At 43.8% G+C, this 20,934-nt stretch carries 15 protein-coding genes; 12 read left to right on the top strand and 3 right to left on the bottom strand.

Annotation, left to right across the window (positions count from 1 at the left end; genetic code table 11):
- The first annotated feature begins 21 nt into the window (after positions 1-21).
- The 8 genes from pstA (at position 22) to CRI9333_RS03625 (ending at position 11,422) form a co-directional block, all read left to right on the top strand.
- Positions 22-957, top strand: coding sequence for a phosphate ABC transporter permease PstA (gene pstA / locus CRI9333_RS03660; RefSeq protein ID WP_015201808.1), 936 nt, complete (start codon positions 22-24; stop codon positions 955-957).
- 44 nt (positions 958-1,001) lie between these two features.
- Positions 1,002-1,826, top strand: coding sequence for a phosphate ABC transporter ATP-binding protein (locus CRI9333_RS03655; protein ID WP_015201807.1), 825 nt, complete (start codon positions 1,002-1,004; stop codon positions 1,824-1,826).
- Positions 1,827-1,912: 86 nt separating this feature from the next.
- Complete coding sequence (locus CRI9333_RS03650) at positions 1,913-2,542, top strand: NADPH-dependent FMN reductase (protein WP_232229381.1); 630 nt, start codon at positions 1,913-1,915, stop codon at positions 2,540-2,542.
- 243 nt (positions 2,543-2,785) lie between these two features.
- Positions 2,786-4,906 (top strand): multicopper oxidase family protein, encoded by a 2,121-nt coding sequence (locus tag CRI9333_RS03645; protein ID WP_083890023.1) that lies wholly within the window; start codon positions 2,786-2,788, stop codon positions 4,904-4,906.
- Between the two features lie 122 nt (positions 4,907-5,028).
- Positions 5,029-5,853 carry a phytanoyl-CoA dioxygenase family protein gene (locus CRI9333_RS03640; protein ID WP_015201804.1) on the top strand — a complete coding sequence of 275 codons (825 nt, stop codon included), beginning with the start codon at positions 5,029-5,031 and terminating at the stop codon, positions 5,851-5,853.
- Positions 5,854-5,967: 114 nt separating this feature from the next.
- On the top strand, positions 5,968-7,125 hold the full coding sequence (locus CRI9333_RS03635) for a glycosyltransferase family 4 protein (RefSeq protein ID WP_015201803.1): 1,158 nt from the start codon (positions 5,968-5,970) through the stop codon (positions 7,123-7,125).
- Positions 7,126-7,171: 46 nt separating this feature from the next.
- Entirely contained in the window at positions 7,172-7,906 is a 735-nt protein-coding gene (locus tag CRI9333_RS03630) for a sulfotransferase domain-containing protein (protein ID WP_015201802.1), read from the top strand.
- Positions 7,907-7,915: 9 nt separating this feature from the next.
- Positions 7,916-11,422: a trifunctional glycosyltransferase/class I SAM-dependent methyltransferase/polysaccharide deacetylase gene (locus CRI9333_RS03625; RefSeq protein WP_015201801.1), complete on the top strand. Its 3,507-nt coding sequence runs from the start codon at positions 7,916-7,918 to the stop codon at positions 11,420-11,422.
- 125 nt (positions 11,423-11,547) lie between these two features.
- Here CRI9333_RS03625 and CRI9333_RS03620 read toward each other — a convergent pair whose 3' ends face one another.
- On the bottom strand, positions 11,548-12,615 hold the full coding sequence (locus tag CRI9333_RS03620; protein ID WP_015201800.1) for an NAD/NADP octopine/nopaline dehydrogenase family protein: 1,068 nt from the start codon (positions 12,613-12,615) through the stop codon (positions 11,548-11,550).
- Between the two features lie 385 nt (positions 12,616-13,000).
- Here CRI9333_RS03620 and glpK point away from each other — a divergent pair, with 385 nt between their 5' ends.
- Both glpK and CRI9333_RS03610 read left to right on the top strand, forming a co-directional pair.
- Positions 13,001-14,482 carry a glycerol kinase GlpK gene (gene glpK, locus CRI9333_RS03615; protein ID WP_015201799.1) on the top strand — a complete coding sequence of 494 codons (1,482 nt, stop codon included), beginning with the start codon at positions 13,001-13,003 and terminating at the stop codon, positions 14,480-14,482.
- Positions 14,483-14,528: 46 nt separating this feature from the next.
- On the top strand, positions 14,529-16,004 hold the full coding sequence (locus CRI9333_RS03610; protein WP_015201798.1) for a thioredoxin-like domain-containing protein: 1,476 nt from the start codon (positions 14,529-14,531) through the stop codon (positions 16,002-16,004).
- Positions 16,005-16,106: 102 nt separating this feature from the next.
- On the opposite strand, the gene CRI9333_RS03605 is transcribed toward CRI9333_RS03610, so the two are convergent.
- Positions 16,107-18,329: an AAA family ATPase gene (locus tag CRI9333_RS03605; protein ID WP_015201797.1), complete on the bottom strand. Its 2,223-nt coding sequence runs from the start codon at positions 18,327-18,329 to the stop codon at positions 16,107-16,109.
- Between the two features lie 180 nt (positions 18,330-18,509).
- Positions 18,510-18,971: a DUF2786 domain-containing protein gene (locus CRI9333_RS03600; RefSeq protein WP_015201796.1), complete on the bottom strand. Its 462-nt coding sequence runs from the start codon at positions 18,969-18,971 to the stop codon at positions 18,510-18,512.
- Between the two features lie 139 nt (positions 18,972-19,110).
- On the opposite strand from CRI9333_RS03600, the gene CRI9333_RS27620 reads away from it, so the two are divergent.
- Both CRI9333_RS27620 and CRI9333_RS27615 read left to right on the top strand, forming a co-directional pair.
- Positions 19,111-19,932 (top strand): SWIM zinc finger family protein, encoded by an 822-nt coding sequence (locus CRI9333_RS27620; protein WP_232229380.1) that lies wholly within the window; start codon positions 19,111-19,113, stop codon positions 19,930-19,932.
- A 15-nt stretch (positions 19,933-19,947) separates the two neighbouring features.
- Entirely contained in the window at positions 19,948-20,886 is a 939-nt protein-coding gene (locus CRI9333_RS27615) for a hypothetical protein (protein WP_232229379.1), read from the top strand.
- Positions 20,887-20,934: the final 48 nt, after the last annotated feature.

The raw sequence follows: 20,934 nt of genomic DNA, 5'->3' as shown, positions 1-20,934 counted from the left end.
CAAAGATGGACTTTTAGCCGCATGTCAAGACAAGCTATCCCTCCCAGTCAGAAGAATCCTTCAGGCGACGCCCGCACTCTGGCGGCAACCAAATCTTACATCATAGCACGAAGCCAAAAGATTTCCTACGCAGACATCCTACTGAGTTTGCTCGTTTGGGCAGTTGCAATTTGTGTCACGGCAGTTTTCGCCTGGATTCTAGTTGATATTGTTTGGCATGGTGCCGGACAAATTGACTGGAAATTCCTGACTACAGAGCCAGAAGATGCCGGTCGCAACGGTGGCATTGCCTCAGTTTTAGTTTCCACAGGGCTGCTTTTGAGCGTTTGCCTGGGAGTTGCCGTACCGCTAGGGTTGGGAACAGCGATATTGTTAGCTGAATTTACTGTATTGAATAACTGGTTTGGACGGTTGGTGCGACGCAGTTTGGATATGCTGGCGAGTGTTCCATCGATTGTTTTCGGTTTATTCGGTAATGCCTTTTTCTGTGTCACCCTGGGACTGGGATTTTCGATTCTTTCGGGAGGCTTAACTCTGGCTTGCATGGTCTTGCCGATTCTGATTCGTTCTGTAGAAGAGGGGCTGCGATCGGTTCCCCATGAATACCGCTTGGGTGCTGCTTCTTTAGGACTCTCACGCACTGCAACGTTGGTGAATTTGTTGTTGCCTGCGGCAGTGCCTAGTTTAGTCGCAGGGTTGATTTTGGGAATCGGACGAGCGATCGCTGAGACGGCTGCTTTGATGTATACGAGTGGTTATGTTGAGCGTATGCCAGAGTCCCTGCTGGACTCCGGACGTGCCTTATCCCTACACATATACAGCTTATCCATGAATGTTTCGGGTGGAGATAGCAGTGCTTATGCCTCGGTTGTGGTATTGATGATGATGCTATTAGTGACTAATGGCGCAGCTATTTGGATGGGAGAGTACTGGCTCCATAGTAGGATTCAAGATTGATATCTGCTCGCACTCAGTTTTGGTATTTTGATCGCGACTTGCTTATGAACACGCCCTCATCAGAAACAGAATTGATTTCTTCTCCTTGTGAGGAGGATTTGCCTCTACCTTGTCTATATACTGAGCGATTGAGCCTATATTACAACTCTAAGCTTGCTCTGCAAGACCTGACAATCTCCATTCCCAAAGGTTGTATTACGGCACTTATTGGTCCTTCGGGATGTGGGAAGACTAGCTTTCTGTCGTGCCTCAATCGCTTGACTGACTTGATTCCCAACTGCAAAATATGCGGTCAAGTGTGGCTGGAAGACTTAGATATTCTCCATCCTAAAACAGATACAGTTGCTCTTCGCCGTCGAGTGGGCACGATCTTCCAAAAACCCAATCCTTTCCCTTTCTCAATTTGGAAAAATATCGCTTTTCCGCTAAGGGAGCATGGAATCAAAGATCGGCAGAGGATTGATGAAATTGTTGAACAGGTTCTGGTAGATGTAGGTTTGTGGGATGAAGTCAAAGAGCGGCTGAAGTCTCCGGCACTTCGCCTTTCTGGGGGTCAAAAGCAGCGCCTCTGTATTGCTAGAACTCTGGCATTGCAGCCAGAGGTTCTGTTAATGGATGAACCTTGCAGTGCTCTAGACCCTATCACTACGGGCATTGTGGAAGACTTAATTGTAAGTTTGCGAGGAAAATACACAATTTTAATTGTCACCCATAACCTGGCACAGGCTCGACGAATTGCTGATTATGTCGCTCTATTTTGGGTCAAAGATGGCAGTGGCAGACTGATTGAAGCGGGTTCGGTCAAACAAATCTTTGAAAATCCTCAACAACCCATTACAGGAGCATATATCAGCGGTAGTCGAGGGTAGCGAGGGTTTCCAGCTTCCGAAAAAGCAATATATTACGGGAATTGGTGTACAAATTAAATTGATGGGAGATTTGTTAAAAGTTTGTTTTGATTAGAGAACAGAGAAGTAAATCAAGAAGGGTTGTTATGGAGAAATCAAGTCAAAAAAAACTTTCAATTCCTCTCCTTTTAGGAAGCTGTAGAATTGGGAGTGAGAGTTTAAAGGTAGCTGAATTTATTTTAGAAAACCTGGCTGCAAACAATCAGATTGCAACTGAACTAATTGACTTGGGCAAGTATAATTTGCCTATGTTAGAGCAGCGATTACAGGACAATTCAAATCTCCCCTTTAATTTACTACAGTTTTGCTCAAAGCTAGGTCAGGCAGATGGGATTTTAATTGTTACTCCTGAATATAAGAATGGATACCCTGGAGTGTTGAAAAATGCTCTTGATTACCTGGAACCGCAAGCTTTAAAGTATAAATCTATTGGTATTTGTACGGTATCTTCAGGGAGTTTTGGCGGACTTGATTGTTTGGCGCAGTTACGATTAGTTTGCCTTGCTCTAGGAGGTTTACCAATTCCCGATAAATTACCTATTGCTAATGTGAACGACTTATTTGATGAGAAGGGTAATCTGTGCGATTCAAAATTTACAACAAGGCTCGAATCTTTCATTAATGAACTGGTTTGGTATACTGAAGCATTAGTTAATCAAAAGCAACTCTCAAATTAAGACTCAAAAATACTAAAGTTAGTATTTTAACAAAATTCGTTACTACTAGCAACATTAAACTGTAGTTACTTTGAAACCTCTAGGTTGTAAGGTCAAAAATTAATTCTTTGTCCTTGTAAAACGCTTTGATCTAGTTTGCCACTCTTTGCGATTAATTTTAAATTTCTATTAAAATTTTAAACTAAGTTTATTTTAATATGACAGTCCGTCATATGATTTTCGGATGAGTTTAGTAATGTATTTATGAAACGTTTATTCCATTCCCTAAGCAGGCTGCTTACTGTGGCTTTGGTAGGAGTGTTTATTTCTTTCGGGATGTTTACGGGGAAGGCTGCTGCTAACGACACGTCTCCTCTTGTCAATTCATGTAAACTTACAATAAGTGGTCAGCCTTTTGCCAATCCGCCATTTGCATACGCGGATGAAGGGCCAATTACTTTAGATGCCACTGAGGGCACTATCAACCTTGATGAATCTTACAAGGGCTACCTCTACGGGGCTACCTACTATGAGCAGGATAGTAGTGAACCAAAAACCTTGGAGCCAACCTATAACCCACCAACTATAGTGGTATCTCCTGGTAAATCCATTGACCTGACGCTTACAAACGACTTACCAGTCAAGGTTGAATTGGACGGCCAACTACCGCAAACAGAGCAAAACTTAGAGAGCGTATCTCAAGACACTAACCTTCATTATCATGGCTTCAACGTATCACCTCTACTGGGTTCTGATGATGTTGTGATGCACGTTCACTCTAATGTGACACCAAAGCTTGAATCAGGCAAGATACCTGTATCACCACCTGGTCCTACTACCCCTGACTCAAAGTCTGGCACAAGTGACAATCTTCCTGGTGGTATTTATCCGGGTGATTCTTATCCCGGAAATAAGTATGGTGCGACAACTGAGTACCAGATGCAAGTCAATCTTCCAGAAGAACATCAGTCTGGGCTGTTCTGGTATCACCCCCACGTACACACAGTTAGCAATAATCAGGTTCGGGCTGGTATGTCAGGCGGAATTATCGTTAAGGAGATTGAACAGTCTTACACATTTCTTGACCCTGCGCCTGGTAAAGGAATTAAGCCTACCAGCACTATCACGCCCACAACAATACAACCCACCAAGCTTGCCATCACTCAGCAGGTGATGATGTTCAAGGATTTTAATGATGTTCTAAACCCTAACTATAATTCTCAGTCTCCCCGTCCGGATTGTTTTACCTTCAATGGTACACTCAACCCGAAAATAACAATTCAGCCTGGAGAGGTTCAGTTCTGGCGCATCGCTAATATTGGCGCAGATAACTACCTGAATCTGGCTCTAGAGACTAATGTCGAAACAAATCCTAAATTTGCTGAGAATGGGGGTTTTTACATATTGGCTCGTGACAGCGATGTTGTAAATAAACCAATTAAAACTCAGTCAGTTCTATTGCCACCTGCTAGTCGAGTGGAACTGCTTGTAGTGGGAGGTGAACCAGGTGAGGAATACACACTTGTTTCCGCTCTTTCCTCTAATTTGACCAAAGACCAGCAACAGTGGGTTAACCAATTCAACAAAAAGAGCTACTATTTAGCAACTGTTAGTGTAGAACAGGGTAACTACGTATGCTACCAAAGTCCAGATGGTTCGGAACTTACTCCAGATGGTTCAGCTTGTAAATCTGGGGGCGAAACTTTAAATGACTACATCACTTCCCAGACACCAGCCAAAATAGACAAGCTTCTCCCAAAACCTTCAGATCTAGCTTCTTATCAAGAATGCCCACAGGGTGAAAAAGATCGTACTAAGTGCATAACTCCAGGGAAAGAGTATTCCGATCCACTTACTCAGAAACGTTATTTCTATTTTAGTAACTCAACAAAACCAGTTAAGAATGTATTTACTATAAAAGGATATAGTTCCCCTCATGAATCACCGACGGGTGAACTATATAATGAAAACCGGATCGATAAAGTTTCCCACTTGGGGGATATTGAAGAATGGCAGGTGATCAATACCACTGGTGCTCCGCACGCTTTCCATATGCACCAGCTTGATTTTTTAGTTACTCAGGTCACCCTCAAAGATGATCCAGGCAGTACCTACGATAACTACACCATAAATGGGCAATGTCAGAGGAATAACGATAGTACCTATACTTGTCCTCTAAAACCACAGGGGTATAGAGATACGATGAACTTACCCCCAAACAGCACAACTACAATCCGTATTCCCTTCTTAAACCCCTTCATTACTGGCGTGTTTGTCTATCACTGCCATATCCTCGATCACGAAGATAAGGGCATGATGCAGAACCTGAAAGTGATAGATCCCAAGGAGTATAAATCTACTTCTGGCTTGGGTTCTAATTCATAACCTTCAACTTGTCGCCTAAGACTATTTGTTGGTAAGTAGAGATTTATGTCTCTAACAATAGGGAAGTTTCCGCGAAAAAGGAACTTCCCTTTACCTCTGAATTAATAAGGACATGACCACTGATGCAACTAACAAGCGAGGAACTCAAAACTTATGATTTGCAGGGCTATCTGCTTTTGCCCAATTGTTTTGCCCCTGGAGAAGTAGAGGTGATGCGGGCTGAAGCCAGTGCTCTGTGTCTCCAAGATTTTGCAGGGAAAATTCTTAAAAGAGACGGAAAAACTGTCAGAATGATTCATGGGGCGCATCTGGAAAACAAAGTTTTTCATCGATTAGTCCGTCACCCAAAACTTGTCAAACCGATAATGCAGTTATTAGGCGACTCGGCTGTCTACATTCATCGGTGTAGCCTTAATTTTAAGCCAGCATTTGAAGACACAATGTGGTCGTGGCATCAAGATTCTTCCTATTTTTGTAAAAACGATGGTATGCCTACAGACCAAGCAGCGATCGCCATCGTCTTTTTAGATGAAGTTAACGAATTTAATGGTCCGACTTTGGTGATGCCGGGTTCCCATAAGGAAGGCTTGATTAACCCCATCACTGAAGAAGAAGAGTCTTTAGCCATTGAAGAGAAGCAATATCTTAAATCTCGCCGAACGCAGTATATGCTGAGTAGACCAACTGTTACCAAGTTGGTCGAAAAATATGGAATTGTCGCTCCTAAAGGTCCTGCTGGTTCAGTTCTCCTGTTTCATCCCAGTTGCGTTCATGGTTCAGCAGCTAATATTATGTCTCCGTTCAATCGGACAATTGCAGTAATTGCTTACAACAGCGTGGAAAATATTCCCGTTGCTGTTGAAAACCCGCGTCCAGAATACGTGGCAAGTCGAGATTATCGACCAATAGAGCCTCTGTCAGAGGATGTTTTATTGCAAGCCGTATAAACAAACACAGTAGTGACCATAACCTCAATTCGTACACTGATTATCGTCGCCATTAGGGAACCGTACCCACCGAAGGGAGGGGGAGCTTTACGTATCTGGCAAGACATAAACATCATGATGAAGTTTGGCTCCCTTGGTGTTTTTTATATTCTTACGAGGAAACCTAACGACCAAACGATTCCTGGTGTTGACCCACAACATCATTACAACTGGGTTGAGCCACAGCTTTCACTCTGGGAAAAGTTGGAACTTCGGTTTTGGTGGCTGCGCCCCCGTAAATTTTCCCGTACAATTGGGCGGTATACGAAGGCGGCTGCCCAAGAGTTAGAGAGAGTCCTCGCAGAATTTCAGCCTGATTTGGTGCTAGCAGACATCCGAGCGTATGAATATGCGCCTATAATCAAGCGTTATGGATGTCGCTTTATCTTAGAAGAGCACAACGTAGAAGTGATTGTGAGAGAGGGACATTACTCGGCATATTATGCACTTGAGAACCGAAAGTTAACGATTAAGGAGAAGATTGAGCGTTCTCTTGACCTTTCCCGAACCAAGCAAGCTGAAAGTGACTTGCTTGACCAAGCTACTCAAGTCTGGACATTCAGCGATGTGGATGACAAACTGCTACAGGATTTATACGGGCAAGTCTCGCACGCACGGGTGATTCCCAATGGGATTAATGTCACACACTACGACGCCGTCCGCTTGGGTAAATGCAGTCTGCCCGAGGGATTGTCGAAAAAACAGTGGTATTTACTTTATTCTGGTCAATTTACATATCCTCCGAATGTCCAGGCTGTTGAGATCCTGATCGACCAAATTTATCCGCGACTACGGCAAATTTACCCAGATTGCCGTCTATTAGTCGTGGGGCATTCCCCGACTCAACGGATGAAAGACGCTGCCAAACGAGATTCTGGAATTATCGTCACTGGAGAAGTTCCAGATGTTCGTCCTTATCTGGCTGCTGCCAGTGTGATGGTTGTACCGTTACGTCACGGTAGTGGTACTCGCCTGAAAATCCTGGAAGCCTTTGCATCTGGCTGTCCTGTGGTTAGTACCGCCAAGGGCGCTGAGGGATTGAAAGTCAAAGATGGGGAACACCTGCTGATTAGGGAGGAGATTGAAGCGATTATAGAAGGAGTGTGTCAGCTTTGGTCAGATCCTTCATTAGGACAAAAACTTGCTAACTCTGCTTATGAACTGGTAAAAGCTGAATATTCTTGGTCAGCAATTGGACAGAAGGTGGAGTCGGCAATTCAAGAACTGTTCTGACAAAATTTCCTTAAAGAATTATAAGGCTTTAGCCAGGAATGCAAAGATGCTTCAAGCAGCGTATTATGGTCATCACAAATGTTGCTCTCAATACATTACCAATATTATTAAAGAAATTTGTGCCACTCTCAATTTGTCCTGGGAGTTAGAAGACCATGCCGTTGAGTTACCCAAGCGTTTCTATCTAGAAGATAATCAATTTAAAGAATCTTTTTTAATTTGCTGGAATTCAGACTATTTACTCGTTCGCTCGTTAGAGTGTTTGGGTTTTCATGTCATACGCGATCCAAGAGACATTATTACATCGGGCTATTTCTCCCATTTATACAAACATGGAGAGAAATGGCCAAAGATGAGGGTTTATAGAAATTATTTGAAAGACTTGGACAAGGAAGAGGGACTCTTAGCAGAGATGGAGTTTTCTTCAGTGTACTTGTATCATATATTTTCCTGGAATTACAATAATCCCAACATTTTAGAGAAGAAATTTGAGGATTTGATCGCAAACCCGATGGAGGAGTTTACAGAGATATTCTCCCATTTGCAAATTGTACCAAACTTGCTTTGCAAGGAAGATTTACGCGCCCTCATCGATAAATATTCTTTTAAACGATTATCAGATGGCAGAACCCAAGGAGAAGAAAACGTTTACTCTCATTACCGAAAAGGTATGGCAGGAGATTGGAAGAATCATTTTTCTGAGCAGCACATTGAGCGGTTTAAAAAGTTGTTTAATCCAATCTTGATCAAAACTGGTTATGAAACAGATGAAAATTGGTAAAGCAACTTTATGAACGTATCTATTGTCATACCCGCTTACAACGCAGCAGAAACAATTACTGAAACTCTTGCGTCTGTTCAGGCTCAAACGATGCCAAACTGGGAAGCAATCGTAGTCAATGATGGCTCTAGTGATGAAACAGAAGCGATCGCCAACCAATTCGCTGCCAAAGACAGCCGGATTCGCATAATCAGCCAGCCAAATCAAGGGGTGAGTGCTGCCCGAAATACGGGGATCAGCCTAGCCAATTTCGACTGGCTGTCGTTTCTCGATGCGGATGATTGGCTCTCACCACAACACTTGAAACGAATGACCACAGTGCTTGCCGCTGATTCCAGTCTAGACGCTGTTCACTGTGGAATGAGGCAAGTAGATCTTGACGGCAACACCTTCTTAGATAAATACGTTCCCGAATTGACCAACTTATTTCCTGTGTTCGCCCGCCGATGCCCCTTGCTCATGCATGCCTGCGTCTTCCGCAAAGCCCTCGCCGACTCTGTTGGCGGATTCGATATTTCCTTGAGTACTTCTGAAGACTGGGATTTCTGGCAGCGCATTACTCGCACTGGCGCTCGCTTTGGAGCCGTTAAGGAGATATTAGCATTTTACCGGATGCGACCCAATTCCCTTTCGAGAGATGGAAATAGTACGTTTGCTAACGCCACGCGCGTACTTGCCCAGGGTTACTCGCCCGATCCGCGCGTGCCAAACCCCCATCCTAGCCATGCAGAAGGAGAACCGAAAGAAGCACTTGCGAGGCTAAGGCTTGAGAAGTCAAGCTGGCATGCGGGATTACTGATCGGTAGTGGTAAGGACGCTCGGCATCTGCTCAAACTGCTTGTCAATGACCGCGCTCCGAACCTATGGCCATCTATTATCGCACACCGCATCTTTAGGTCTGTACTTGTCTTTACTTGTCAACTGCCAGCCGCTTGGGAAAAGCTCTGGCCTAGTGTTGAAAGCCCGATCAAGGACTTTCTGGTAGCGCTGGAGGCGCAGTCCCTGGCTGTCGGGTTGGCTCGTCGTGCTAGCACCATTCTAGAGCGCATGGTCTTGCAACACTCCCAGGTGAGGGAGCCACTGACTATCGGGACTACTTATGCACTTCGCCTAGAGGTGACAGAGCCAATTTCTGATATTTGTCCAACAGTAGGGGCTGAGCGTCTCCACTGCATTGTGGAAATGGAGGGAACTGAGCTGGGTAGGCTGGAATTACCGATATGTGATGGACTGGTTGCTAGCTGGGTTATCAAAGATGCGATCGCAGCCCAATTTGCTGGGCAAATTCTCGGTCGGTTTTTCGAGCATACAGTCTACAGAGAAGAGCACAGGAGCAGAGGAGCTCTTGAGCAGGGGAGCAAGTCGAATGCACAATCCAATGAGCAAATCGACTGGACGGTGTTTTTGCAGCAAATCTGGGAACGCCCGGATTGGCCGAGTGAGCGCTTCTACAACCCAGAGGCGGTGGAGGAAGCGATCGCACTCAAGCGCATTGAGTCTGGGTGGCTTATAGTGGAAATTAGTGAGGAACTACCTGACGTAGAGGTGGCGGTTCCACAGCTTGATGTGGTGCTGACGGTGGGGGGCGTTGCCATTGGCAGCGTGAGTATCCCCGTCGAGCAAAATTTTGTTTCTGCTCAAGCGCTGCGGGTGGCGCTGACGAGGGCAAGTGAGCTTGAACTGTGCCGCGCTTGTGTCCGGGAAGGTCTCCTAGGTAGGCCACTGGGCGAGTCAATATCACTGCGATCGCGTCTCTCTGAGGCGGCTATGGCACAAGCTCAGTCACCCGAATGGTTTGCCTCCACCCGACCTGCTGTAATCAGTACTGAGCTATTGTCTCCTAATACAGTAGTGCTAGGTCGTCGCCGTGGGGCGATGGGAACGAGTGCTTCTCGACGAGCGATACTGCCTGGAGCAGTATCGCGTGAATTAGTAGAAATGGCCCAAGTCCTCGGAGAACCCGTGATGCAAATTCCCCCTCACGGCACGCTGCCAGAGCGAGTCATTTACGCCCCAGAGCTAATTGAACGTCCGTCTGAGCGTCCTACTTCCAGTTCGAGGCAATCCGCAAGCGTTAGGACAAGATTCCACGGTCGAGCGTTTTTCGAGACTTGGTTTTCCACTCAACCCGACCCCTGGAAATACACTAGCCCCTACGAGCAGACCAAGTACGAGCAGACTCTCTCCCTACTCCCCTCAACCCAAATTGGCAAAGCACTCGAATTGGCTTGTGCCGAAGGACATTTTACCGTTCAATTGGCTCCTCGTGTGGAGAGCTTAATTGCCGCTGATATCTCCCAAATCGCCCTTGACCGGGCAGATGAACGTTGCCGCGACCTACAGAATATCAGCTTCCAGCACTTGGACATGACTAAAGACCCACTACCGGGACACTTCGATCTGATTGTCTGTAGCGAGGTACTTTACTATCTCAAAGATCTGGAGGAACTTAAAGTAATCGCCAGCAAAATTGCTAACGCCCTAGAACCGGGTGGCTATCTCCTCATGGCTAACGCGCATCTGCTCGTAGATGAACCAGACAAAACTGGCTTTGACTGGGGGAACCCGTTTGGAGGCAAAGTTATTGGCGAGACATTTGCCAGCATCCCTACATTGCGTTTGGTGAAGGAAATCTGGGCACCCTTATATCGGGTGCAGTTGTTCCAGCGTCATCCCTGGCAGCACCACACCCCGGATATCGTTAAACTAACCGAGCAGCCTGCACCCTTATCACCAAAGCAGCAGTCTGGCGTCCGTTGGCATGGCGGTCAGCCTCCCAGAAGGGGAAAGCCACAAACTGTTGTCACCCAAAGGCTGCCAATCCTCATGTATCATCGCGTTGCACCAACAGGTTCTGCGACAATGAATCGTTACCGGGTGACGCCGGAAGCGTTTGAGGAGCAGTTGCGGTATCTACAGGATGCTGGTTTTTACAGTGTGGCATGGGAAGATTGGCAATCTGCAATGGCGGTGCGGCGTCCCTTGCCAGGGCGGGCAGTAGCGATTACCTTTGATGATGGCTATCTTGACTTTTTCCACTACGCTTTGCCTCTGTTGAAACAGTATGGGTTTACAGCGACGGTATTTCTGGTAACCGAGCATGTGGGAAGCTCAAACACTTGGGATGCAGCTTATGGGGAGGAGATCCCCCTGCTGGGATGGTCCGAAATCCGCCAACTCCAGAATGAAGGGGTTGAGTTTGGTTCTCATTCAGTGAGTCATAGCCCTCTGACTGCTTTGTCTGTCGCAGAGATTGTGCAAGAAGCTGCTCGTTCGAGGAGCATCCTTGAACGTCAGCTAGGTGTGTCGGTTCAGACTTTCGCCTACCCCTACGGGGATTTTGACCCTGTGGTTCAACACCTCATCGGAGCCTGCGGTTATACCTTTGGTTTATCTTGCCGCTCAGGTTTGAGTCAGTTTCAGGATGAACTGCTGGCATTACCCCGGATTGAGGTAAGGGGTTCAGATAGCTTTCAGGAGTTCGTTACCAAGCTCAGTTTCAAAAGCAACAGCTAGTTATGTAAAGAAATGTAGACTCCCCTCAGAAAGCAAGGGCATTTATGAATTTAATATTACAGAACTTTACGACATTAATCTGAATTGCACCTACCTGCTTACCTTGGGCAGACCCCCACCATTAGTTAAAGTTCTTGACTGAGCAGCTGCCGCTCCAATTCCAGAAACTCAGCAGTCCACGGCAGAGGGATGTCAAGGAACTTACTCCCGATTGTGATACAGCTATCCAGGAATGGTGTTTCTACACCAGCTAGGCGAGCTAAAACCTGTAGGGGAAAACAACCATAAGGCAAATCCTCAACCAAATAGCGGTGATGAGGGTTACACAGCGTCGTACTGGAGTAGGCTCCAAGCTGCTGCATATGTTCGTAAAGAGATGGCCCCTTGGTTCCGTAGGCGATTTGATAGTGGCTTTTGATATCAATCAAGTTGAGTACTCCCAATGCTTCACCCACCGCCATGCGATCGCCATCCAGGTGGTCAATGAGCCCAACAGTACGGGCCCCAACCTTATGATAGATGTTGTAATCCTCACCAGATTCCCATCTAGCTAATGAAACCAGAAGCAGAGGAAGATGGATAATGTCATTAACTTTATTGAGATTAATTTCTAGAACCGAAGCAGCGGGGCATAAGTTACTGAACACAGCTTCGTAAGCGACCACAATCCGATTTGTCATGGTTCGGTTCTGAGCTGCCACAAAGAACTTGTTGGTCAACGTGCTAATCCTGACTTGGTCTTCTGTATTACCGCGACTGACAAACGGAGTATTATTGACATCAGCCACAGCAGGCAACTGTGCCTCAGCTATTCCCAGTCTAGTGAGTACCTTACAAAAGACCCAACCTGCAAAGCGACTAGCACATAGAACCAGAACATTCATTTGAGGATTAATATACTTAGCTAGAATCCTGGCGTAGGGTTCGATGTCTTGACCGCGACAACAGATTAGCACATTCAATGGTAGTTGACCACCATTGAGTGCCGCCAACTCATCAAGGTTATTGGAACAAGCTGCAACTGGATAACTTCCTGGAGAAACCGCTCCAATTGAGTGAATGGTTTTTGTCTTAGCAACAATAGAATGACGGCGAGAGAAAAGGTAAACAGTATATCCCTGAGCGCTCAGATATAGCGCACTGGCCAAGCCAATGTGTCCTTTCCCTACAACCAGGTAGCTAGTCTGTAGCATAGGTTAGTTAATTTATCCGAAAACCATAACAAATCTATCTTGAAGTGAATGGCACTGATTTAAGCTGCTAAGTCCGGGTCAAGACGAAATATGTGCTTGCACAGGGCAAACGCATAATTAAAACTATTGTATTTTTTTTATGTAAATTTTAATGAGTAAAAATGAACGCAAATCTGCAAAAATATCATTGCCTTGGCATCCAAAGCCAAGAGCAATCATCAACAGATAGTAATTAAGTAGCTTATGAATAAAAACAATGGAGAAATTAGCTATAGTTAGTTGACAAATATTTATTTGTTTATTTTGTGAATCGCACTATCGTAGTGTAAGTCAGTTTTATATATTTAATTAGTTAAAAAATTATTACAAAAAACAGTAATAGCAGATGAGTAAATACATACTGGCATTCGATCAAGGAACAACAAGTTCTCGTGCGATTGTATTTGATCCTCAAGGTAATTTGTTGAGTATTGCCCAGAAAGAGTTCCCACAAATTTTTCCTCAACCTAGTTGGGTAGAGCATGATCCAGACGAGATTTGGTCATCTCAAATTGGTGTTGCTCATGAAGTACTGGCGCGTATTGGTATCCACAAAAGTGACATTGCTGCTATAGGCATCACCAATCAACGGGAAACCACACTCGTATGGAATCGTCAAACAGGCAAGCCAATATATAATGCGATCGTTTGGCAAGACCGACGCACTGCCAAGAAGTGTGAGCAACTTAAAGCGCAAGGATACGAAGCAACATTCCAGAGCAAAACTGGATTAGTAATTGATGCGTACTTTAGTGCTACAAAACTCCAGTGGTTGTTGGATAACGTGCCTAATGCCCGTGAACAAGCAGAACGAGGAGAACTAGCATTTGGAACTATTGATAGCTGGTTAATTTGGAAATTAACTGAGGGAGAACTTCACATTACAGATGTGACCAATGCTAGCCGGACTCTACTATTTAATATTCATACTCAGCAGTGGGATGATGAATTGCTGTCTATATTTAATATTCCCCATTCCCTACTTCCAGAAGTACGGAGTTGTTCAGAAGTATATGGGTATACATCGTCCAATATTTTAGGTAGCCGTATTCCCATTGCGGGAATTGCCGGAGACCAGCAGGCAGCAACATTTGGGCAGGCGGCATTAGAACGTGGCATGGCAAAAAACACTTATGGTACAGGCTGCTTTATGTTGCTCAATACAGGGGATGAGCCAATTCCTTCTCATCACAAGTTGCTAACTACAATTGCTTGGCAGATTAATGGACATACTGATTATGCTCTCGAAGGTAGTGTATTTATTGCTGGGGCAGTAGTGCAGTGGTTGCGCGATGGGCTTGGTATTATCAAACACAGTGCAGATGTGGAGTCACTAGCTGGCAGTGTGCCTGATAACGGAGGCGTGTACTTTGTGCCTGCATTCGTTGGTTTGGGTGCGCCTTATTGGGATAGTTACGCTCGTGGCACAATCACAGGATTAACTCGTGGTTCAACTAGCGCCCATATCGCCCGTGCAGCTTTGGAAAGTATTGCTTATCAAACAGCAGATGTACTGGATGCAATGCGTACTGACTCTCACCTAGATATTTCAGAACTACGAGTAGATGGAGGAGCATCACGCAATGACCTACTGATGCAGTTTCAAGCAGATATTTTAGGTGTGCCTGTAGTGCGTCCCAAAATAACGGAAACTACAGCTTTAGGTGCAGCTTATTTAGCAGGGTTAGCTGTTGGGTATTGGGATAGTTCTGAGATTGTACAACAGTGGCAGGTGGAAAAGCGGTTTGAACCAACTATCAGTGCCGAGCATCGGGCGACACTGCGGGACTCATGGCGACAAGCTATTGAACTTACACAGGCATGGTAGCAATTAGGCATTTTAACGATAAGTTAATAGGAAAACAAACTGGCTAATGGTTAATGTTAGAGCGCCAGAACTACCTCAAAATTTTACTTGGATTAATTGCGATCGCGAAGCTGCAAGCGAGGGCGATCGCCCTCTATCAATTAAATCTCTGCGCGGGCGAATTGTCATAATAGATTTCTGGACAAAAGGTTGTATTAACTGCCTGCACGTTATTCCTGACCTCAAATATTTAGAACAGAAATACAGCGAGTATCTAACTATTATTGGTGTTCACAGCGCCAAATTTGAGCATGAACAACATCCAGATAGCGTTCGACAAGCAGTTTGGCGCTACGAAATTACGCATCCGGTTATAGTAGATAGCGATCGCTATATTTGGGAACAATACGCAGTCAGAGCATGGCCTACTTTTGTCGTAATTAATTCTCAAGGTTATATAGTAGCAACGGTTAGGGGCGAAGGTAAGCGAGAATTCCTAGATAACTTAGTACAACAGTTAATTGAAGAAAGCAGTGGGAAAAAAACTGTTGATGGGCAATCTGGAAAGTTTACTCTAGAACCAAATCAAACCTTACGCCTGTCTCCTTTAGCCTTTCCATCAAAAGTCATAGCTTGTCAACAAAGTAATTCCCTATTTATTGCTGATACCGGACACCATCGCCTTGTGATTGCATCTTTGGATGGTGAAACAAAAGCTGTAATTGGAACCGGATCAGCTGGCTGGGTAGATGGAGATCTAGAAATTGCTCAGTTTTGTGAACCGATGGGAATGGTATTTAACCATGAGCAACAGGTAATTTATGTAGCAGATACAGTCAATCACTTGTTGCGAAAAATTGATTTGAAGACGAGACAGGTGAGTACCTTAGCTGGAACTGGAACTCAAAGTCGATACTTATTTCCACACGGTGGCAAAGCCTTAGAGACTGCCCTTAATTCTCCTTGGGACTTGGTAAAGATTAAAGATCAACTTTACATTACTATGGCAGGTTCACATCAGATTTGGATGATGGATTTGACTGAAAAAACAATACAAACCTTGATCGGGACAGGTGCAGAATTTTGTGTGAATGGTTCATGTGACATTGCAGCATTTGCTCAACCAAGTGGCATCACAACTAATGGAGATGAATTGTTTATTGCAGATAGTGAAACCAGTTCAATTCGTGCAGTTACCCTGGGGAACTTTCCGGTAGTGCGTACTATTTGCGGTAGCGGTCAACTTTTTGGCTTTGGTGATGTTGATGGTATTGGTGAAAATGTCAGGTTACAACACTGTTTGGGAGTAGCTTATGCTTCTGGTTATCTTTGGGTAACAGATACATACAATCACAAACTCAAACGAGTTAACCCAACTACTGGAGAGTGCCAAACGATGAGTGGCAGTGGTAAAGCAGGATTACAAGATGGTATTGGTAAAGATGTCTATTTTTCAGAACCATCTGGTTTAAGCTATGCCTGTAACTATCTTTATATTGCAGATAGTAATAATCATGCCATTCGTCGTATCAACCTTAATTAAGAGCGAAGTGACTACACTGCAATTACCGATGCTTTGCTCTCCATTTGTTTGTATACCCAGTGTTTTTGGAGAAACATCAAGTTATTAAAAGAGAGAATTTATCTATTGATTACTTTTAGCTTGGATAAAAGCGATCGCACTCGACCAAGATACAGTTTGATTGAGTAAGTAGCGATTAAATAAGCCTTTAACAGTATCCACTTCCTGTGGAGAAAGCAAGCGACCCAGATATGTTGCATAAGTTGGGCGATCGCTATTCGTTCCAAACCAGCGTTCTATTAACCCAGAAGAAATGTGTAATTGAGAATTTAAGCGTTCTTCTTTCACTTCAACCACCAAACCTGCACTTTCAAACCAGATCCGCAAATCGTCAGCATCCCAATTCACCATTGGGTCTGAAGTATTATTATAAATAGCTTCTTCCGCAGTAATTAAGCGGTCGCACAAATCAGCATCCAACTTACTTATATCCAGCAAACAATACAATCGTTGCGTATGTTTAGCAACTGTTTCTGCTAAAACAATTTCTCCCGAATCTTGCAGCAAAGAAGCTAACAGCTTGATAACAGTTAATTTATCAGATTCATGCAGTAAAGCATTGCGTCCGATAATGCGGTCAAATTTTACATCTGCTGCTTGGGCAGCTAATATTTCTGGTAACTGAGTTAATGCAGATTGCAATACAATAGGACGCATTAATTCTGGCAGAGAAGTTGCTTGTTCAACTATCGCTTCTTCATCTGCTGTTGTGCGAATACAAGCATAAACACCTCCTTCAGGTACTTGGCGCAATGCTTCCCAGGTAAGTAAACCGCTACCAGCATTTAAGTCTAAGATTAGGTGATGGCGTTGCGGTGCTGTTAGAGTGAAAATGCGATCGCGTATCTCCCCTAATTGTTGACCAACTTGGGAAAGTGTACGTTGCAACCATCTATCTGTTGCTTTATCAGTTACTCCATAAGTTAACACTTCAACTGGTGCAACACAATCACCTGCCACCACAGCGGCTAATTGTGCTTCCCGTCGCTGTGCAACTTGGGTGTTAATTTTAGCTTCAAAACCCTGTTGTGAAGGTTGATAAAAAACTTGTCCTTGCAAACTTGCAGGTAAATATTGTTGTGCTACCCAATGATCTCTGTAAGCATGAGGATAAAGATAACCCGCACCATGTCCAAAACCTTTTTTGTCGCGGTTTCCATCTTTAAGATGCGTTGGAACTTCTGACTCTTTTTCTCGTTCTACCGCTGCTATTGCATCAAAAAATCCCATCACACTATTTGATTTTGGTGCATTTGCTAAATAAAGCGTTGCTTGTGCTAAATGATAGCGACCTTCTGGCATCCCTACACGGTCAAATGCTTCTGCACAAGAGTTAACCACTACAACTGCATTGGGGTCAGCAAGTCCCACATCTTCACAAGTTAAAATTAGCATTCTACGGAAGATAAAGCGGGGGTCTTCACCTGCGTAAACCATCTTTGCTAGCCAGTACAAAGCTGCATCTGGATCAGAACCGCGCAAGCTTTTAATAAAGGCGCTGATAGTATCAAAATGAGCATCGCCTTCTTTGTCATAAAGAACTGCACGTTGTTGAATTGATTCTTCTGCAACTGCTAAAGTGACGTAAATAATACCCGCTTCATCTGGTGGCGTAGTTTCTACTGCTAGTTCTAAGGCGTTGAGTAATGATCTAGCATCACCATTGGCTACATTAACCAGATGGTCTAAAGCATTAGGCTCAATCTTAACATTGAGATTGCCATAACCACGCTCCCGATCATTTAAAGTTTGTTCAACAATACGATACAAATCATCATTATTGAGTTGCTTAAGTTGAAAAATCCTCGAACGACTAACCAGTGCTTTATTAACTTCAAAATAGGGATTTTCTGTAGTTGCACCAATCAGAACTACTGTGCCATTTTCTACCCAAGGTAATAGTGCATCTTGTTGAGATTTATTAAATCTGTGGACTTCATCAACAAATAAGATTGTGCGTTGATTGTGCTTTTTACGTTTTTCGGTTGCAGTATCAATAGATGCCCGAATTTCTTTAACTCCAGAAAGTACCGCATTAATCGCAATAAAATGAGCGCGAGTGCTGTTAGCAATAACTCTAGCTAAAGTTGTTTTGCCAGTACCAGGAGGGCCATAAAAGATTACAGAGGAGAGTTGATCTAAAGTAATGGCACGCTGCAATAACCGTCCTGGTGCAATGATGTGATCTTGACCAATAAATTTATTGAGGTTACGCGGGCGCATCCTTGCTGCTAGAGGTGCTTCATTTTCAGCTTGTTGCAGGTGGTGTTGTTCAAATAAATCCATTTATTTAATAGCCATGCTCATTGGAGCGATAGCTCCATTAACTACCATGATATAGTTGTTAGCAATATTGCTGTAAAAAATCGCGGCTTATACCAATTTTATTTAAAATTAATTGAGAGTTAAATCAAAGCATTAGGCAATCTTTTTGTGTCACTAGCACTTGGAACTTGTTTATTCAAACTAATTTGATCTCCTACTTGATAGCCATCTTTGACTTAATCTAGTAGCACATCCAACTCGAAAAGCGTTGAGGTAAGCGCGTCCTCTTCCTTGGCGATAATTGGCACGTCGCTCAATTGTTTTAATTAAATATTCATACATATTTTGGCAAACTATTAAGCTGGCATGACTACCAATCAATCTCATATTGCCGTTATAATTATTACGAAATGCTTGACAGCCATTAGCTTCAGCAATTCCACATAATAGCAACATTTTCCAGCTAATAAATCTTGTAGTAGTTTCAACAACTAATTCAGTAATATCAGTTAAGTCCTGACTACCTAAATCAGCTAAACTCAAATTGTACTGGGCTAGTAGCAATGATGCTTTTTGAGCAGCTACTGCCGCTTCATTTTCATTGGAAGAAGTTGCTAGTGCTAAAAGCTTATTAATTTTTTCAATAATAGTTTTATCAAGCATTCCCTGCAATAGAGATGAAAAATATGTCTAATTTTACACAGAATGCCGTTAAAGTTTAATTTTTTTATTTTGATTAGCTATTGTAGCCCTTATAGAGATAGGCTGAGATTAAGCTATTAACATAAATATTGAGGCAACCATGCCTATCCCTAAACTTGACGAAGCTACTATCCGGCGTTATGCCACTGCCCAATCTTTTGAGCGGGGTGAAGTATACTACCACTCAGGTGCTGTTACGACTCTGAACGAGCGGGGTTATATCCTACAAGCAGAAGTAGAAGGTAATCAAGCCTATGGCTATCGAGTTAGTTGCAACTTTGATGATGGCGGGATTAGGGAAGCTAATTGTACCTGTCCCTATGATTGGGATGGCTGGTGCAAACATATTGTCGCAGTGTTGTTAGTCTGTATACGAGAACCGCAAAGAATTGAACAACTCCCTTCATTAGAACAGTTGTTAGATCGTCTTGATTTAGTGCAAACTCAACGGTTAGTACAAGATTTAGTAGCACAACAACCAGAACTAATATCCATTATTGATCGCTTTGTCAATTTGCTCTTTAACCCCGCACCCCAGCAGCAACAGTTAAAACCCCAACGCCTTACCCCCATAGATCCAAAACCTTTCCGACAACAGGTAAAGCAGATTTTACGAGATGGTATTCGTGGCTTAGAATACGGGGAAGAAGATGAGCAAATTACAGAAAATTTATTAGATTTAATCCAATCAGCCCAGGAATTTAGCCATCAAGGAGACGGCAATAATGCACTCGTTATTCTAGAAGCAATTACTGCGGCTTGTGTTGAAGATTGGGACAACGTTTATGAGTACGGTCTTGACAACGATGAGGTAGCATCAGCATTAAATGAAGCTTGGACACAAGCAATTCTCACGGCTGAACTTACGGACGAAGAACAAGTAGATTTGAGGGTGAATTTAGAAGCATGGCAAGATGAGTAGGATGCCAGTTTTGAGATGAGTGTAGAAGCCTTGCAGCAAAGGTGGGACTACCCACCTCTACAGCGAGTTCTTCAAGGGGAAATTACCAAACATGGAACGTGGGATGAACAAGTACCGGATTATGCTGAGGATTTAGCTTTAATACGCTTACAAATTCTAGAGCGTCAAGAACGTTATCAAGAATACCTATATCTAGCACAAGCAGAAGGACAAACAGAACGCTATCTGACTATGTTAGCTAATTTAGGTCGGATAGAAGAAGCAATGCTTGCAGCTAAAACCCAGATGCAGTCAATGGATACCGCTTTTGCTCTAGCTCAAACGCTGCAACAACAAGGGGCAAATACACAAGCTTTAGAGATTGCTCAAACTGGACTAAGTTTACAGGGGAATTGCGAATACGAATTGGCAATTTGGACGAGCAATTTGGCTGAAGGTTTGGACGATAACACAGTGGCATTAGCTGCAAGAGTACAAGCATTTATTGCTCAACCTAAGTTTGGTGATTACCGTTTAGCTCAACATCTAGCAGGTAATGATTGGGGAGAAATCAAAAAGGATTTACTTGCCAGTCTTCGCCAGCATACAGGTTGGGGAATCCAAGAAACAAAGGTAGATATTTTCCTTGAGGAAGAGTTAATTGATGATGCGATCGCCACTGTTAGCGACCTCAGTTACTATCAAGAGACGCTGGTTCGACGGGTGATGGAAAAAGCTATCAGCACTCGTCCCGATTGGGTGATAGAAAATGCCACCAGTCGTGCAGAATCAATAATGGATCGCGGTAAGGCAGAGGCATACGATTCTGCGGTAGGTTGGCTGAAACTCGTGCGGGCTGGTTACAAAGAATCGGAGCGACAATCCCAGTGGTCAGAATACAGAAGAAAATTGATGAAAATTCATGCCCGTAAATACAAATTGATGGCTATGCTCAAAGCTAAGGATTTGGACTAAGAGTATTAAGAAATTCAGTGCAAATTTTCTGATAATTTAAGCCTCAAA

Source organism: Crinalium epipsammum PCC 9333 (assembly GCF_000317495.1).
GTDB lineage: Bacteria > Cyanobacteriota > Cyanobacteriia > Cyanobacteriales > PCC-9333 > Crinalium > Crinalium epipsammum.
Note: the sequence above shows the minus strand (reverse complement) of the source record. Positions and strands in the feature narration are given on the sequence as shown.